The organism is Metabacillus sp. 113a, from assembly GCF_050107635.1.
Lineage (GTDB): Bacteria > Bacillota > Bacilli > Bacillales > Bacillaceae > Metabacillus_B.
In genome coordinates, this window is the sequence record NZ_JBNILJ010000010.1 from 18,769 (window position 1) to 34,199 (window position 15,431).

The following is a 15,431-nucleotide window of genomic DNA, read 5'->3' on the forward strand; positions in this document are numbered from 1 at the left end:
GGCTTTCACCGTCCCGGATTCGCTTCATACAAGCGGATGCTGATACTTCTTTCCTTCTTCGCATGGATGTTTATCGATTGATTATATACGAATCATAATGAAAATTGAACAGGATGTCAACCGGCTTAGAGCTGATCACGCAAACTCTCCATCTGGTCCATAAACCGTTTGGATTTCAGGTACAGACCAGAGTATTCCTGATAGTAGCTGTCCAGGACGAGCTTCAGTTCCTTTTTGGTTTCTTCTTTGACCGATATTTTCCCAAGGCGGTTTAATTCAAAGAAGTAGAGCAGCCTCAGCATTTTCACAGTTCCCTGTGAAATGGGAAGGCGGTAAGGATCCATTTCAAAACAGCGATGGCACAAAAAGCCTGCTTCACGGACAGAAAAATGGAAAGTGCCCTCTGTACTTCCGCAATTTGCACACCCGTTTAAATGAGGGGTAATTCCCAAAACGGGAAGCATTTTAAGCTCAAACATGCGCAATAATATATCTGGATCAAGCCCTTCATCCAAATGCTGAAAGAGTTGAAGAAAAAGCTCAAAAAGAAACGGATTGCGCTGGAGATTTTCTGTTCCTTTGTCCAGAAGTTCAGCCATATAGGATGCATAAGCGGTCAGAAATAGATCTTCTCTGATCGACCGCATGGATGCAATCGTTTCAGCCTGCTGCAGGCTGCCCAGACCGGATGATTTATGAAACATAAACATTCCATAAGTAAAAAGCTGGGTCATGGCAGATAAACGGCTGTTTGGTTTTTTCGCCCCTCTAGCCATGACTCCGACTTTACCCAGCTCTCTCGTGTAAATCGTTACAATTTTATTGTTTTCCCCGTAATTGGAGGATCGTATGATGATTCCTTCGCATTTTTGGAGCACCTTTTCCTCTCCATTCGGAAGGGCCGGTTATCAAATCAGCGGAAAATCGGGACTGGCCAGCTCATCCTCCTGTGCCTCGGGTCCATCAGCATGCTCCTTTTCCATTTCCTTAAAAAGAAGATACGTGTCAATATTACCTGTCTGATAAAATACCTGCCAGGTAAAATCCTTCATGTTACCCCCACCTTTCGTCTAGAAGAACAGAAAAGCTTATACCAATTTTCTTATTGATAGGATGACCCCGGCTCCTTCTTATCATGTTAAACAATATTTGTTAATTTGTGCTTTACAAAATTAAAATTAGTATTCATCTTCCCGGAACCCGTAATCTCTCAGCTGGTTCATCTTATTTCTCCAGTCTTTCTGAACCTTTACCCACAGTTCAAGAAATACTTTGGAACCGAGGAGTGCTTCAATATCCACCCTTGCGCGCTGCCCGACTTCCTTCAGCATCTTTCCCTGCTTGCCGATGACGATTCCTTTTTGGGAGTCGCGCTCCACAACTACCGTCGCAGCTACATAAACGGAAGCATTTTCCTCCCGCCGTTCGATTGCATCTATAACGACCGCTACGGAATGGGGAATTTCCTCTCTGGTCAGATGGAGAACCTTTTCCCTGACCAGCTCGGAAATAATAAACCGTTCCGGATGGTCTGTCACCTGATCTGCCGGATAGTATTGCGGTCCTTCAGGCAAATACGACTGAATTTGCTGAAGAAGGGTTTCCACATTGTTTCCCTGCAGAGCGGAAATCGGCACCACTTCTTTGAAAGGATATAGGGCTTTGTACTTTTCGATCAGAGGAAAAATCTGATCCGGATGAAGCTGATCAATTTTATTGATGACAAGAAAGACCGGTGTCTTTACTTCTTTTAGCTTTTCAATGATAAATTCATCGCCGCGTCCGTACCCTTCTTCTGCATTGATCATAAACATGATCAAATCTACTTCCCGCAAGGTATTTTGGGCTACCTTCATCATAAAGTCGCCAAGCTTATGCTTCGGTTTATGAATACCCGGTGTGTCGATAAAGATTGTCTGAGCATCATCCGTTGTGAGAACCCCTTGAATTTTATTGCGTGTTGTTTGGGGCTTGTCGCTCATAATGGCAATTTTCTGTCCGATTACCCGGTTAAGAAATGTTGATTTACCTACATTCGGACGGCCAATAATGGAAACAAACCCTGATTTATAGCCATTTTTAGTCATTTAAATCCTCCGCTGAAAATGCTCCAGGCAATAGATCGCCCACTGTAAGGTGTTCGATATCCCCGTTCATGTTCGTTAATATTACTTTCATATCTTTGCTGCAAAGCTCAGAAATTACCTGCCGGCATGCCCCGCACGGCGGTACAGGTCTTGCTGTATCCGCTACAACCGCGATTGCCTCATAATCCTGTTCACCTTCAGAATACGCTTTAAACAATGCAGTGCGCTCCGCACAATTGCACATGCTGTACGCGGCATTTTCTATGTTGCAACCGCCGAATATTTTACCTGATTTGGATAACAGCGCTGCGCCAACTTTAAATTTAGAATAGGGCACATACGCTCTTTCCCGAGCTGCCTTTGCTTCGGTGATTAATTGTTCTATGTTCATGCCGCGAGTCATCCTTTCATCTTCAAATCAGCCGTATCTGCTTTTATTTTACCCTATTGCGTCTGCTTTTTCACGTCTGCACAGGGAAAATTAAAATAAATAATTAGAATATTCTAAAAAATACCCAGAAGTCTAGGGACAAATATGAGCAGGCCGATAATGACGGCTGTGACGGCTGCGATGAGTACAGCTCCTGCCGCCGCATCCTTCGCTGCTTTTGCCAGCGGGTGACTTTCCAGCGTAATAAGATCCACAGTCCGTTCGATCGCTGTATTCATCAGTTCAAGTGAGAGCACAGCCCCTATGGACCCGGTAATCATAAACCACTCGACCGCTGAAATCCTGAAAACGATCCCTGCAGTGACAGCTGCCAGTGTGAAAAAGCAATGAATCTGAAAATTCCTTTCATGACGGAAAACATCCATAATCCCATCCCAGGCGCAGACAAAGCTCCGTATAAGGCGCTTGCTTTCAGAGGTTTTCTGATCTCGTAAGCCCATAGGAATCTAAAATCCCCTTCTGCTTAGTAAACATTACTTTTTCATCTTCGTCTGTCATGTGATCATAGCCAAGCAAATGCAAAAAGCCGTGTACCGCCAAAAAACCCAGCTCCCTTTTAAAACTGTGGCCGTAGTCCTCGGCCTGCTCCTTTGTTCTCTCAACGGAAATGATAATGTCTCCAAGAACTTGAGGCATGTCCACACCAATGATTTCTATTTCATCTTCCCCCTGCTCTTCCATAGCAAAGGAAATTACATCCGTCGGCTGATCTTTATGTCTGTACTCTTTATTTATCTGCTGAATTCCGGCATTATCCGTAAAGGTAACGGATACTTCCGCCCCGTCCTTCACCTGCTCCTCGACTGCAGCAAACTGTAAGAGCTCCTCTACAATCAGGAGATCATCCGGGGTCAGCAGTGCCGTTTCATCCGATAAGTCTATTATAAGCCGTTTGCTGTTCATGCTTGTTTCACCTTCTGCTTTGTTAGTTCAGGATATTCAATTCGGGAATGGAAAATCCCTTTAAGTGATTCACAAAAGGATTGTGCCACAATATCCAGTTCTTTTAATGTTAAATCACATTCGTTAAGCTGTCCATCCTGGAGCCGGTCCGCAATAATCCCCCGCACCAGCTTTTGGATGCGTTCCGGAGTCGGACTCGACATGGAACGAACGGCAGCCTCTACGCTGTCTGCAATTGAAATGACAGCAATTTCGCGGGTTTGCGGTTTTGGACCGGGATACCGGAATTCTTCTTCAAGAATTTCATCGCCGCGTTCTTTTGCTTTGTAATAAAAATATTTCAAAAGGCTCGTTCCGTGATGCTGTTCCGCAATATCGACAAACTCTTTCGGCATTTTATGCTTTCTCAGCATATCAGCACCATCTGCAGCATGGGCAATAATCACGTTTTTGCTCAGCTGCGGAGAAAGCTTATCGTGCGGGTTTTCCATCTTCATTTGATTTTCAATAAAATACTGCGGACGCTTCGTCTTGCCAATATCATGATAGTAGGCTCCCACCCTGGCTAGAAGCCCGTTTGCACCTATCGCCTCACAGGCTGACTCAGACAAATTGGCTACCATGACGCTATGATGGTACGTTCCCGGGGTCTCGGTCAGAATTTTCCGGAGCAATGGATGGTTAGGATTGGAAAGCTCAATCAGGCGTAAAGTTGAAAGCAAGCCGAAGCCTGTTTCAAAAAACGGCTGAATTCCCAATGCCAAAACCGAAGCAGCTGCCCCGGATATTGCTGCCATAATGAAATAGCTGCCAATCTCCAGATTCGAATAATTTCCGTTCTGCATCATGGTTACCGCAGTGATCATCAAAATGTTCACAAGGGAAACGAGCAGTCCTGCCTGAAGAATTCTCGAGCGGAGATTATGCTTATTTAAAAACAGCACACCAGCCAGGCTGCCGGCGAGATAATAGATTCCCATGCTGAAATTGAAGGTCCCTGTAATTCCGTCATTAAAAATGATGCTTCCGCATACAGAAAGTATGATGCTTGATAGGATCGCCTGCCGCTCGCTTATGAGCAGCTTTACAAGCATAGGACCCATAGCAGCAGGAACGATCAGGCCGATGTAAGCGATATCGAGCTGCTGGAACAGGCTGATTGCTTTCATAAACAAAAGGGCGATAGTGAACACGAGGAAAAACAGGAGAAGAGAGAGATTTTTGTTCTCATAAGCCTTCTTCTGGTTCTCAAAATAATAGATCAAGACCGATACCGTTAGAAGGACAAAGATGGAAAGTCCTAAAAACGGCTTAAATGACTGTTTATTATTCACGAGGCCGGCAAGTTCCAGCTTGTGATAAATTTCAGGGGAAATAGTCTGCCCTTCGGAAACAATGATCTGCCCCTGCCTGATGACACTTTCTTTAACACTATCCTTCGCCTGCTGCCTTTTCTGTGTAGTCGCTGCGTCATCATATATGTAATTGGGGATAATGGCATACTGGCTGATTTCGATGGCAGACTGCAAAACTTCAGAGGTAAGAGGGGAATATTGAAGCTCTTTCTCTGCCTGCTCCTTAGCATCATCCAGCTGATCTGTGGATATCTCCCGGCTCATAACTTTATTAACCGTAGTAACTACAGATTCCTTTGCTACTTTTAGCTCTTCAGGAGAAGCGCTGAGCAAGGGAACCAGCGTGTCTCTGGAAACTTTCTGTTTAAGGCCATCTGCAAGCTTTTCTTCAAGCATAGTCAGCTTTTCTTCTTCCGTAAACGGTTTCACTTCAGCATCTTCCTGCTGATCTTCCTGTCCGGTTTTCTGAGGCTCTTCATTTACCTCAATAGCTGAATTGTAAATAAAATTAACCAGGGTGACCCGGCTTTCTGAGTACTCTTCAACAAGCTTATACTGATCCTCCACTTGCTGATACGCTTCCGTTTTTTTCCGTTCCGTTTCCTCTGTATCCACTACTGTAATCGGGGAGTACAGTGTTTGCTTTGAAATATCGAGGAGTTCTATATCGAGATTCTCCGGCTTTACACTCCCGTACAGGGTAGCAAATAAAACAGCCCCAAAGAGAACATACACGATATAATGCAAAAAGCGGTACTGGTTAATCACATCGATTTGTTTTTTTAAGCCTGTCCTCTTTTTCTTCATGCCCGGCACCTCCCTGCAGCTAAAGTTAAAGGCCGAATCGCTGATTATAGACAGACAGATGACCCGGTCGGATCATCTGTCATCAGCTCTCGTTATTCTGGTAAGCTTGAATGATTTTTCCAACAAGAGGGTGTCTGACTACATCTGACTGCTCCAGTTCAACAAACGAAATTCCATTGACTTGATTAAGGGTTTGCCGTGAAATGGCGAGTCCGGATTTAACGCCTTTTGGAAGATCCACCTGGGTGATATCCCCGGTAACAACCATTTTCGAGCCGAAACCGAGCCTCGTCAGAAACATTTTCATTTGAGCAGGTGTCGTATTCTGTGATTCATCAAGAATAACGAAGGCATCATCCAGTGTACGGCCTCTCATGTACGCGAGCGGAGCGATTTCGATTGTGCCTCTCTCCATCAGCCTTTCTGTATGTTCCATTCCCAGTACATCATGAAGAGCGTCGTATAGCGGACGCAAATACGGGTCGACCTTTTCTTTTAAGTCTCCTGGCAGGAATCCGAGGCTTTCTCCGGCTTCTACAGCGGGTCTTGTCAAAACAATTCGTTTAACGGCTCCGCTTTTAAGAGCGTTAACCGCCATTACTACTGCAAGATAGGTCTTGCCCGTCCCCGCCGGACCAATCCCAAATACAAGATCGTCCTTCCTGATAGCAGAAATATAGTGTCTCTGGCCCAGTGTTTTAATCCGGATTGGCTTTCCTTTGGCATTTTTAGTGATTTCTTCAGTAAACAGAGCCTGAAACTCATCCAGCTTCTGTCTTTTCGCCATGCCAACAGCGTATATGACATCTCTTTCGGAAATGACGATTCCTTTGCGGATCACGTTCAGCAAAGCCTGCAATATATCATCAGTAAGCTGCACATTTACTGAATCTCCTGAAACGTAAAGCGCTTCACCCCTGGTTACAATCGTGACCTCAAGCTCTTCCTCGAGCCTTTTCAGGTGAATATCCTGGTTTCCGAACAGCATAACAGCTTCATTCGGATTTTCTAATTTCTGATTCATTGACACTAAGTCTTCTGGCATTCTTTAGTCTCCCTGAATGATTGGCGTAGTTTTCACAATGTCTTCTATTACCTGGTAAAGTATTTTCAATTTTACTTTACCATTCTCATTCCTTTGGTGCAAAACTTTTTGGCCGGAGATTCGGCCTTTTTCTCCAATTTTTTGCAAAAGATCCTCTTTCCCCATTTGGATCCCGGCCTTAAGGGCTTCTTTTTCATTGTAGCTTCTGCTTACTTCTTCCTTTTCCCTTTTTGTCTCTTTCATATACGCAAACGGTGTTTTCCATCCCAGGAACATCAGCTCTCTTTTGTCCCGTTCTGCGGCGTATTCCCCAGGCTCTTCTTGTCTGAAACCCCATACCTGCAAATCAAGGCCGCTGACTGAAACATAATGTTTAACGGATTGATTTCCGGTAAATACGCTGAAGTTAGTCTTTAAAGGCACTTCTACCGTTGATTCATACCACGTTTCCCCGAAAATTTCCGCTTTTGCCGGTACAGCTTTACTGGTCTTTTCTCCGCCTATTAAGCCTGATACTAAGAGCTGTCCTTTCTGCACGTGGTCATGAACCATTGCTACGGGTTTGCCCTGCTCTACATACATCCTTGTGATGACAGCCTTTTTTTTGGCTACAATATGTCTCGGGCTTGCATACTCTTCCTGCTCCGGAGTGTTTTTTTCCACCACTTTCAAATGATAGGATGTTCCCTTCAGCTCGACGCCAACCCATGTAAGGGCGCGAATCCGGTCTGTGAGGATTTTTTGGATGTCATCTGCATCGTGTGTCAGAAATTGAACAGCTCCCGGCTTAACTCCCATTTTGTCCAGCTCTTTCACAATCAGGTGCTCTGTTTCCGGTTTAGCCCCCTGCACTTCAATCGACCAGATCATATTGGAGAGCATAAACAAGGCAGCAAGGAACAATCCAATACCTCCGGCAAAACCGCTGTTCTTCCATGCTCTTTTCATTTCGAAAGGAAGACCCTTTCTGCTGATAAACGTGCATTTGCAGTCATGATTTCTTTGCACTGCCCTGAAGGCATGTACATCTTTAAGCCGAATAAAAAAGGAAATCGTCTGATCCCCTTCATTTTTAGCATTCCAGATCATTATATCATTCCGGATGCAGTCGTTGATCATTCGCTCATGCCCTTTTCCTGCAGCTTTTACCTGTACATAGCCAATCCAGAAGTTTGTCCAGCTGTTTTTCAAACCCCTTCTCCTCCACTCCCGTTTTGCCGTTACTGTTCAACGTATTGGACATGCTCGATTTTTCCTTCAAGCATGATTTCCTCAGGTAAAATCGTTCTTATGACAAAGCTTTCTCCTCTTATCAGAAGCTGCCCCTGTTTGAGGAGAAGCCTGATTTCCTGATCGGTAAATTTCAGCAGGCCCCGGTGGTTCTCAATGTAAATATGCAGCTGCCCGACCATCGTAATCCGCGGCAAATCCATCATGACATCAGGCGGGAGTTCAATGGTTTTCGTAATCCAATTTGCAATGCGGCTGCTCCATTTTTTCGCCATAAAAAAGAACCCCCCTTCATCTCATATGTATGAGCGAAGCGGGGTTCTAATACATGAATCTTACGGTCTTATTTTTGGCTTTCTCGTATAGTGCGGATTAATGGATCTTGGCTTTCCGATGATTTCAGCCCAGATGATTCCGTTCAGGGCAGGGTTATGGACAGCTCCCGTTTTCCTTTTGCCCTTCTCAGGTTCCTCCAGTTTTACAACCGTCAGCTCTTCTTTCCTGCGTCTATTGATACTGCTTTGCCGGTTCTCGCGTGTCTGTACCTTAGCTTTTTCGTATATATCCTGCATGGTACGCTCCGCCTTTTCAGGTAAATCATTTGCAGGCGGCGGTTCTGGTTTTCTTCCTGATGCTGGAAGAGCGCCTTCGGAGGGTTTCTCTTCTTTGTTTTTAAATATCCTTGAAAGCAATACTCCCCCGATCCAAAGAACGGCAGCTGAAATGATCGGATTGCCTGCAATAGCATTAATCAGCGATTCTACCCCTTGCATGCTGGTCCCTCCTATCTGGAATCGGAGTCATCGGGTTTGTTCATTTTTCCAAGTGAATCTCTCATATCTGTATCGGCGGACAGGTTTTGGATATTCAAGTAATCCATTACACCAATGTTGCCCTGTTTAAGCGCCTCTGCCATTGCCAGTGGAACCGTAGCTTCTGCTTCTACTACCTTCGCACGCATTTCTTCTACCCGCGCTCTCATTTCCTGCTCCTGAGCAACGGCCATAGCCCTTCGCTCTTCCGCCTTAGCCTGGGCAATATTCTTATCTGCTTCCGCCTGATCGGTCTGGAGGATGGCTCCAATATTTTTGCCGATGTCCACGTCTGCAATATCAATCGAGAGAATTTCAAAGGCTGTGCCTGAATCAAGCCCTTTGTTCAATACCGTTTGAGAAATCATATCCGGGTTTTCCAATACCTTCTTGTGGTTTCCCGAGCTCCCGATTGTACTTACGATTCCTTCCCCTACACGAGCTATAATGGTTTCTTCACCCGCTCCCCCTACAAGACGGTCAATATTGGCTCTTACCGTGATACGGGCCTTTGCTTTCACTTCAATTCCATCCATCGCGACCCCGGCAATAAACGGGGTCTCTATGACTTTAGGGTTAACGCTCATTTGAACGGCTTCCAGCACATCACGGCCGGCCAGATCAATGGCTGCACAGCGCTCAAAGCTCAGCTCAATGTTGGCTCTTTCGGCAGCAATAAGCGCATTGACGACCCTGTCAACGTTTCCCCCGGCAAGATAGTGGCTTTCCAGCTGGTTTGTCGTGACTCCAAGGCCCGCTTTATAGGCTTTGATCAGCGGGTTAATAACTCTGCTTGGCGTGACCCTTCTCAGTCTCATTCCAACCAGTGTAAATATACTGACTCTTACACCTGCAGCAAGCGCCGAGATCCAGAGCATGACGGGTACAAATGTAAAAAATATCCCTAAAACAACAATTCCGGCAGCTACTAATCCAATCGTTAATAAAGTAGATGGATCCATACATATCCTCCTGTCATTGTGCTGATTCTACTTCTCTAACCACTACTCGCATTCCTTCAGTTTTTACTACCTTTACAGTCTTTCCTTTTTCTGTATACGTACCCTCTGAAACGGCATCTACTCGCTCATCATCGATCAGGATGGTACCCGATGGCCTAAGTGAAGTAAGACAAACACCTGTTTTCCCGATTAATTCTGATCTGGTCCGGTTTGAAATATAGCCGCTCTTCGTATCAGTGGAGTCTGAAAGAATAAACTTTTTAAAAAATTTCATCTTTTTCCCAAACACCCTCGTTATTAGAATAGAAGCAATGACACATACGGCAAGTGCAATGCCGATTGAATAAATCGTCCAGGCAGGATTGCTTGAGGATATATAAAAGCTATAGCCGATTGCTCCTGCTCCCGCCAGCCCGACTATTCCGCCCGGAAGAAATAATTCCAGGATTAATAAGATAATCCCTCCTATGAAAAACAGGACAGCATCCATACCGGCAAGACCGGCAGCCAAATGGCCGAAAAAGAATAGAAACAAGGCGGATAATCCAATGAAGCCGAAAATACCGAAGCCTGGAGTGTAAAGCTCCAGCAGAAGGCCCAGCAAGGCAATAGTCAGCAGGATGGGGATCACTGCCGGATTCGTAAGAAACCTGGCTGCGTGGTCAGCAAAACCCATCTCAGCAGTTTGCGTGCCTGAATCAGATACATTCAGGTTAGACAAAACATCTTTTAAAGCAGATGCCTTCCCTTCTGCATATCCGACTTCCAGCGCCTGTTCTCCAGTTAACGTCAGCAGCTTGCCTTTCCCGGCATTAACTTCAGGAAGATCAACTGAATCATCTGCCATGGCCAGCGCATATTTAGGATCGCGTCCGCTGCTTTCAGCGGTTTCTTTTAGTTCAGCGAGCCAAAACGATTGCGTTTTCTTGTCGGCATCGCTTCCGTTCCCTCTGATTACAGCTGCTGCCCCCATCTTGGACTGATCCTTCACATAAATGGAATCTGCACTGAGCGCGATGTATGCCCCCGCAGAAAGCGCCCTTGTATTAACAAACGCAGTTACAGGAATCTTCGTTTCTCTGAGCTGCTCCGATATGTCCAAAGCTGCTTGCAGGGAACCGCCCGGCGTATTCATATCCAAGATGATGTGTGCGAGCCCGTCATTCTCTGCCTTAGTGACGGAGCGCTCTATAAAACCTGCCATAACTGAGTCTACTTCATCTTTCACCGGAATAACCATTCCGCCCTTTGTCTCTGCTCCCTTAGCGGGGAAAATCGCCCCAGCTGTCAAACTGACTAAAAAGAAGAAAACGCAAACGATTACAATTCTTCCCGCTTTTATGCTCCATCTCCTCCTTCCAGGGCCTCCCTTAATGGTACTACGTTTTAAATCCTTGAAAGATTCATATTATCGGTCAATTTTTACAAAACTAAACCTATTGAAGAGCATTGGGCTGCACGGCGATGCCGTGAAACGGGCTAAAGAGTGAGGAAAAGCTGCCGGGCACCGCATAAGGAAATGCATCTTTTATCATGCCATATTATTTGCGCTCCCAATGCGGCACGTATGACTTTATTTCTGAATATGGACATTCAGTAATTCGGGAGGCAGTTTTTTTCACCTTTATTTTTGCCTTATCGACAGCTTAGAGTCAACCATTAAGATGCTGTCAGGCATCATCTGCTTGCGGGCCTTTCCTAATTGACATTGCGGGTGCACAACCAGGATTGCAGCCGATTTCGAATGATTTTACCGATTGATTGTTTGCCTCTTATTTTTTTAATCCCTTACGTTCTAACTGGGGATCGGCTGCTTCTATTCATTCATGTTATCAACTGCTGTCTTTGACTGAAGCCGCTGCATAGGAAGTTCTTACATAGCTTTAATGAATAGTAAAAACACCCTGCCGATTGACAGGGTGTTTTGCTGCTAATTTTATGATAGCTGCTGCTGTACGAGCTTGTTGACAAGGGATCCGTCTGCTTTGCCTTTTACTTTTGGCATGATGGCAGCCATTACCTTGCCCATTTCAGACTTGGAAGAAGCACCGGTTTCTTCAATCGCTTGATTGATGATCGCCAGCAGCTCTTCATCTGAAAGCTGTTCAGGCATATACTCATTTACAATCACAATTTCAGCTTGAAGTTTATCTACTAAATCAGAACGATCAGCGTTTTTGAATTCCTGGAGGGAGTCCTTACGTTGTTTAAGTTCACGAGAGAGGATGGTTAATTCCTCTTCTTCAGACAACTCGGATTTGTTAAGCTTGATCGCTTCATTTTGCATGGAAGCTTTGACCATCCGTATAACAGTGAGTCTGTCTTTGTCTTTATTTCTCATCGCTTGCTTCATGTCCTGATTTAAACGATCAAGAAGACTCATGCAATACACCCTCTTTTAGAATTTGCGTTTTCTAGCCGCCTCTGATTTCTTTTTGCGTTTTACGCTAGGTTTTTCATAAAATTCACGCTTTCTCGCTTCTTGCAACGTGCCTGTTTTTGAAACGGAACGTTTAAAGCGGCGAAGAGCTTCTTCAAGCGATTCATTTTTCTTAACTACTGTTCTAGACATGCTATTTCCCTCCCTCCGAATACACCAATCGACGAATGCTTCAAAGTTGTCATGCTTATTTAAACATGTACTCTGCCATTATAATATAATCGAAGTAGCTGGTCAACCAAAAACACGCTTGAAACCTCGGTTTTAAACCGTGTTTACATCAATAATCGGACTGGGAAGCGCCGCCGGTTACGATGCTGATCCCTGCACTGGCTCCAATACGTGTCGCACCGGCTTCAACCATCAGGTCAGCACCTTGGCGGTCCCGAACGCCTCCGGATGCCTTCACTCCAATTTCAGGACCGACTGTTTTTCTCATTAAGCGGATATCTTCAACTGTTGCTCCGCCGGAAGAAAAGCCGGTAGACGTTTTAACGAAATCCGCTCCAGCTTTAACTGAGAGCTCACAGGCAAGCGTTTTTTCTTCGTCAGTCAAAAGGCAGGTTTCAATAATAACCTTTGTTAGCGCCTTTCCTTTGGCTGCTTCGGTCACAGCACGAATATCCTTTTCAACAAGCTCTGCATCTCCATCCTTAAGCGCGCCGATATTGATAACCATATCAACTTCTTCTGCTCCTTTTTTAATCGCATCCATCGTTTCAAATGCTTTTGTTTCCGGAGTAGAGGCTCCCAGGGGAAATCCTATTACTGTGCAGACCTTTACATCTGAACCATCTAAAAGACGGGCGCAGGTTTCTACCCAGGCCGGGTTTACACAAACGGAAGCAAAATGATATTCCTTTGCTTCCGCACATAATTTTTCAATTTGCGCTCTTGTTGTATCAGGTTTTAATGCGGTGTGATCTATCATTTTAGCTAATTTTTCAGTCATGGCTGTAACCCCTCTCAACTAGTCGTCTGACTTCTTGCTCTTATATTATACATAGTCGGACAAGTTCCGTCATCCTCTCGAAAAAAAGCAACGGATTTCCACTATACTAAGCGCTGCAATTGTATTAGCTCCTGAAAAACCGGCTGCTGGTTTTCGCTGCAGTCACCGCAAATTAAAAAAGAAATCCGAAGACCGGATTTCCATGAATGTTAAGAGCTTAAGCGGATGCCTTCGGGCTGATCTTCCAAAACTCTTACAATTTGGCCTTCATTGTAAGGATAACCAGCTTTTTCTATTTTCACGCGTACAATTTTCCCTACCATTTCTTCAGAGGCTTTAAAAACGACTTTCATGTAGTTATCTGTATAGCCCGCATACATTCCGCTGCCGGGAGCGTCTTTAAATTCTTCTTCAGGAATGACTTCAAGAACTTCCCCTTCGAAGGCAGAGGCATATTCCTTTGCAAGCTGATCGGAAAGCCCAATCAAACGGTGAACCCGTTCATTTTTAACTTCCTCGTCCACTTGATCGTCCATTCTGGCGGCAGGAGTGCCTGTCCGTTTGGAGTAAGGAAATACATGAAGCTCAGAAAATTTATGCTCTTTTATAAAATGATAGGTTTCCAAAAATTCTTCTTCTGTTTCTCCCGGAAAACCGACAATAACATCTGAGGTAACGGCGAGACCCGGAAGAGCTTTCTTCAAACGCACAAGTCTCTCTGCGAAAAATTCCATTGTGTATTTTCTTCTCATTCTCTTCAGGACCGTATTGGAAGCTGATTGAATTGGAATGTGAAGGTGACGGACGATTTTATCAGACTGATCCAGCACTTCAATGACTTCATCTGTAATCTGGCTCGCTTCAATCGAGGAAATACGGATTCTTTTCAAGCCTTTCACCTGCTCGTCAAGCTCGCGAAGCAGGGCAGCGAAATTGTAATCCTTCATATCTTCGCCGTAGCCGCCGGTATGGATGCCTGTCAGAACAATTTCTTTATATCCCGCATCCACCAGCTGCTGAGCCTGTTTAATGACTTCTTTTGGATCTCTTGAGCGCATTAAGCCGCGTGCCCAGGGGATGATGCAGAATGTGCAAAAATTATTGCAGCCTTCCTGGATCTTCAGAGACGCTCGGGTACGGTCTGTAAAAGCAGGTACATCCAGTTCCTCATATGTTCTGGCTTTCATGATATTGCCAACACCGTTAATCGGCTGTCTTTCCTCCCGGAACTGGTCAATGTAGCCGAGCATCTTGTTCCGGTCCTGTGTGCCGACCACAATATCCACACCCGGTATTGCCATAATTTCAGCAGGGGATGTTTGAGCGTAGCATCCCGTTACACATATCACCCCATCCGGATTTTTCCTGATGGCGCGGCGGATCACCTGCCGGCTCTTTTTATCTCCTGTATTGGTTACCGTGCACGTATTGATGACATACACGTCCGCTGTACCTTCAAATTCTTTTCTTTCATAGCCTGCTTCTTTGAACAGCTGCCAAATGGCCTCCGTTTCATAATGATTTACTTTACAGCCTAATGTATGAAACGCAACAGATGCCATATATCTTCACCTCATTAATTCAAAATGGTAGGAAACCGCCGATAAAGCGTAAAGCGGAGCGGTTTCAGTCCGTAAAATTCTTGGTCCAAAGCCTGCATCAGCAAAACCGCGGCTCTTTAAAAATTCAATTTCTTCGGGAGTGAATCCTCCCTCCGGCCCTGTGGCAATGAAAAGGGACTGGCCAGGTGAGAGGTCTTCCAAAATGCGTGCAAAGGTGCTTTTCTCCCCTTGCTTGGCCGCTTCCTCGTAGGCTGCGATCTTTCTGTCATATGATTCGGCCATGTCGGCCAGAGTCTTTAAGGAAACCGGATCATGGACTGCAGGGATTTGATTTCGGTAAGACTGTTCAGCTGCTTCCTTTGAAATCTTCTGCCAGCGCTCTGTTTTCTTTTTTGCTTTTTTATCATCCAATTTTACTACAGAACGAGCCGCATTAAAAGGGATAAACCGGGCAGCTCCGAGCTCTGTGCCTTTTTGAATAATCAGCTCCAGTTTATCCCCTTTAGGCAGCCCGCATGCAATGGCTACGTGAAGAGGGAGTTCTTTATTTACTGTCACCCATTCCTTAACCTTACAAACTGCTTGATCCTGTTCATGGGAGGCAAGGGTGCACAGTGCTTCCTCTCCATCCGCAGTCACCCAGATCATTGGGTCTCCCGCTTTCATCCGCATTACTTTCAGTATGTGATGCAGATCGTCGCCGGCAGCCTGGATGTCATCTCCTATATCCTTTTTGGTGCGGTCAGTAAAATATCGCTGCATAGCCATCTTCCTTCCAGTCAGGATCAGAAAAAAGGGGGCGGGCTAAAAGGAGCCTGCCCCGTT

General features: G+C 45.2%; 18 protein-coding genes. All 18 read right to left on the reverse strand.

All coding sequences use genetic code 11. The features are described from left to right. Positions 1-125: 125 nt before the first annotated feature. The 18 genes from recO to ACQCVE_RS13935 all read right to left on the reverse strand — a co-directional run bounded on the left by recO (position 126) and on the right by ACQCVE_RS13935 (position 15,368). A complete protein-coding gene (recO, locus tag ACQCVE_RS13850; RefSeq protein WP_426846589.1) occupies positions 126-878 on the reverse strand; it encodes a DNA repair protein RecO in 753 nt (250 codons plus the stop codon). A gap of 30 nt (positions 879-908) precedes the next feature. After that, positions 909-1,052, reverse strand: coding sequence for a YqzL family protein (locus tag ACQCVE_RS13855; RefSeq protein ID WP_426846587.1), 144 nt, complete (start codon positions 1,050-1,052; stop codon positions 909-911). 126 nt (positions 1,053-1,178) lie between these two features. Beyond that, positions 1,179-2,087 carry a GTPase Era gene (gene era / locus ACQCVE_RS13860; RefSeq protein ID WP_426846585.1) on the reverse strand — a complete coding sequence of 303 codons (909 nt, stop codon included), beginning with the start codon at positions 2,085-2,087 and terminating at the stop codon, positions 1,179-1,181. Next, entirely contained in the window at positions 2,080-2,478 is a 399-nt protein-coding gene (locus ACQCVE_RS13865; protein WP_426846583.1) for a cytidine deaminase, read from the reverse strand. The genes era and ACQCVE_RS13865 overlap by 8 nt, the downstream gene beginning before the upstream one ends. A gap of 113 nt (positions 2,479-2,591) precedes the next feature. Next, positions 2,592-2,978, reverse strand: a complete 387-nt coding sequence (locus ACQCVE_RS13870) for a diacylglycerol kinase (RefSeq protein ID WP_426846581.1) — start codon at positions 2,976-2,978, stop codon at positions 2,592-2,594. Beyond that, on the reverse strand, positions 2,950-3,441 hold the full coding sequence (gene ybeY / locus ACQCVE_RS13875; RefSeq protein WP_426846579.1) for an rRNA maturation RNase YbeY: 492 nt from the start codon (positions 3,439-3,441) through the stop codon (positions 2,950-2,952). The genes ACQCVE_RS13870 and ybeY overlap by 29 nt, the downstream gene beginning before the upstream one ends. After that, complete coding sequence (locus ACQCVE_RS13880; protein ID WP_426846577.1) at positions 3,438-5,603, reverse strand: HD family phosphohydrolase; 2,166 nt, start codon at positions 5,601-5,603, stop codon at positions 3,438-3,440. The genes ybeY and ACQCVE_RS13880 overlap by 4 nt, the downstream gene beginning before the upstream one ends. A gap of 82 nt (positions 5,604-5,685) precedes the next feature. Beyond that, positions 5,686-6,648: a PhoH family protein gene (locus ACQCVE_RS13885; RefSeq protein ID WP_426863157.1), complete on the reverse strand. Its 963-nt coding sequence runs from the start codon at positions 6,646-6,648 to the stop codon at positions 5,686-5,688. Positions 6,649-6,651: 3 nt separating this feature from the next. Beyond that, the gene (gene yqfD / locus ACQCVE_RS13890) at positions 6,652-7,839 is read right to left on the reverse strand and encodes a sporulation protein YqfD (protein ID WP_426863158.1); all 1,188 of its coding nucleotides are present in this window, start codon (positions 7,837-7,839) and stop codon (positions 6,652-6,654) included. A gap of 29 nt (positions 7,840-7,868) precedes the next feature. Then, positions 7,869-8,153, reverse strand: coding sequence for a sporulation protein YqfC (yqfC, locus tag ACQCVE_RS13895; RefSeq protein ID WP_426846571.1), 285 nt, complete (start codon positions 8,151-8,153; stop codon positions 7,869-7,871). A 60-nt stretch (positions 8,154-8,213) separates the two neighbouring features. After that, complete coding sequence (locus ACQCVE_RS13900) at positions 8,214-8,651, reverse strand: hypothetical protein (protein WP_426863159.1); 438 nt, start codon at positions 8,649-8,651, stop codon at positions 8,214-8,216. A gap of 11 nt (positions 8,652-8,662) precedes the next feature. Further along, entirely contained in the window at positions 8,663-9,652 is a 990-nt protein-coding gene (gene floA / locus ACQCVE_RS13905; RefSeq protein ID WP_426846567.1) for a flotillin-like protein FloA, read from the reverse strand. A gap of 13 nt (positions 9,653-9,665) precedes the next feature. Continuing rightward, a complete protein-coding gene (locus ACQCVE_RS13910) occupies positions 9,666-10,994 on the reverse strand; it encodes an NfeD family protein (protein WP_426863206.1) in 1,329 nt (442 codons plus the stop codon). A gap of 594 nt (positions 10,995-11,588) precedes the next feature. Beyond that, positions 11,589-12,035, reverse strand: coding sequence for a GatB/YqeY domain-containing protein (locus tag ACQCVE_RS13915; RefSeq protein WP_426846565.1), 447 nt, complete (start codon positions 12,033-12,035; stop codon positions 11,589-11,591). A 15-nt stretch (positions 12,036-12,050) separates the two neighbouring features. Next, positions 12,051-12,224 (reverse strand): 30S ribosomal protein S21, encoded by a 174-nt coding sequence (rpsU, locus tag ACQCVE_RS13920; protein ID WP_426846563.1) that lies wholly within the window; start codon positions 12,222-12,224, stop codon positions 12,051-12,053. Between the two features lie 148 nt (positions 12,225-12,372). After that, a complete protein-coding gene (gene deoC, locus ACQCVE_RS13925; protein ID WP_426863160.1) occupies positions 12,373-13,044 on the reverse strand; it encodes a deoxyribose-phosphate aldolase in 672 nt (223 codons plus the stop codon). Between the two features lie 209 nt (positions 13,045-13,253). Beyond that, positions 13,254-14,606, reverse strand: coding sequence for a tRNA (N(6)-L-threonylcarbamoyladenosine(37)-C(2))-methylthiotransferase MtaB (gene mtaB, locus ACQCVE_RS13930; protein ID WP_426863161.1), 1,353 nt, complete (start codon positions 14,604-14,606; stop codon positions 13,254-13,256). Positions 14,607-14,612: 6 nt separating this feature from the next. Further along, on the reverse strand, positions 14,613-15,368 hold the full coding sequence (locus ACQCVE_RS13935) for a 16S rRNA (uracil(1498)-N(3))-methyltransferase (RefSeq protein WP_426863162.1): 756 nt from the start codon (positions 15,366-15,368) through the stop codon (positions 14,613-14,615). Positions 15,369-15,431: the final 63 nt, after the last annotated feature.

What these genes read in the sequence shown, in the direction of transcription:
- ACQCVE_RS13855 (WP_426846587.1), bottom strand. Translation starts at nt 1,052, where the DNA reads ATGAAGGATTTTACCTGGCAGGTATTTTATCAGACAGGTAATATTGAC.
- era (WP_426846585.1), bottom strand. Translation starts at nt 2,087, where the DNA reads ATGACTAAAAATGGCTATAAATCAGGGTTTGTTTCCATTATTGGCCGT.
- ACQCVE_RS13865 (WP_426846583.1), bottom strand. Translation starts at nt 2,478, where the DNA reads ATGAACATAGAACAATTAATCACCGAAGCAAAGGCAGCTCGGGAAAGA.
- ACQCVE_RS13870 (WP_426846581.1), bottom strand. Translation starts at nt 2,978, where the DNA reads ATGGGCTTACGAGATCAGAAAACCTCTGAAAGCAAGCGCCTTATACGG.
- ybeY (WP_426846579.1), bottom strand. Translation starts at nt 3,441, where the DNA reads ATGAACAGCAAACGGCTTATAATAGACTTATCGGATGAAACGGCACTG.
- ACQCVE_RS13880 (WP_426846577.1), bottom strand. Translation starts at nt 5,603, where the DNA reads ATGAAGAAAAAGAGGACAGGCTTAAAAAAACAAATCGATGTGATTAAC.
- ACQCVE_RS13885 (WP_426863157.1), bottom strand. Translation starts at nt 6,648, where the DNA reads ATGCCAGAAGACTTAGTGTCAATGAATCAGAAATTAGAAAATCCGAAT.
- yqfC (WP_426846571.1), bottom strand. Translation starts at nt 8,153, where the DNA reads ATGGCGAAAAAATGGAGCAGCCGCATTGCAAATTGGATTACGAAAACC.
- ACQCVE_RS13900 (WP_426863159.1), bottom strand. Translation starts at nt 8,651, where the DNA reads ATGCAAGGGGTAGAATCGCTGATTAATGCTATTGCAGGCAATCCGATC.
- floA (WP_426846567.1), bottom strand. Translation starts at nt 9,652, where the DNA reads ATGGATCCATCTACTTTATTAACGATTGGATTAGTAGCTGCCGGAATT.
- ACQCVE_RS13915 (WP_426846565.1), bottom strand. Translation starts at nt 12,035, where the DNA reads ATGAGTCTTCTTGATCGTTTAAATCAGGACATGAAGCAAGCGATGAGA.
- rpsU (WP_426846563.1), bottom strand. Translation starts at nt 12,224, where the DNA reads ATGTCTAGAACAGTAGTTAAGAAAAATGAATCGCTTGAAGAAGCTCTT.
- deoC (WP_426863160.1), bottom strand. Translation starts at nt 13,044, where the DNA reads ATGACTGAAAAATTAGCTAAAATGATAGATCACACCGCATTAAAACCT.
- mtaB (WP_426863161.1), bottom strand. Translation starts at nt 14,606, where the DNA reads ATGGCATCTGTTGCGTTTCATACATTAGGCTGTAAAGTAAATCATTAT.
- ACQCVE_RS13935 (WP_426863162.1), bottom strand. Translation starts at nt 15,368, where the DNA reads ATGCAGCGATATTTTACTGACCGCACCAAAAAGGATATAGGAGATGAC.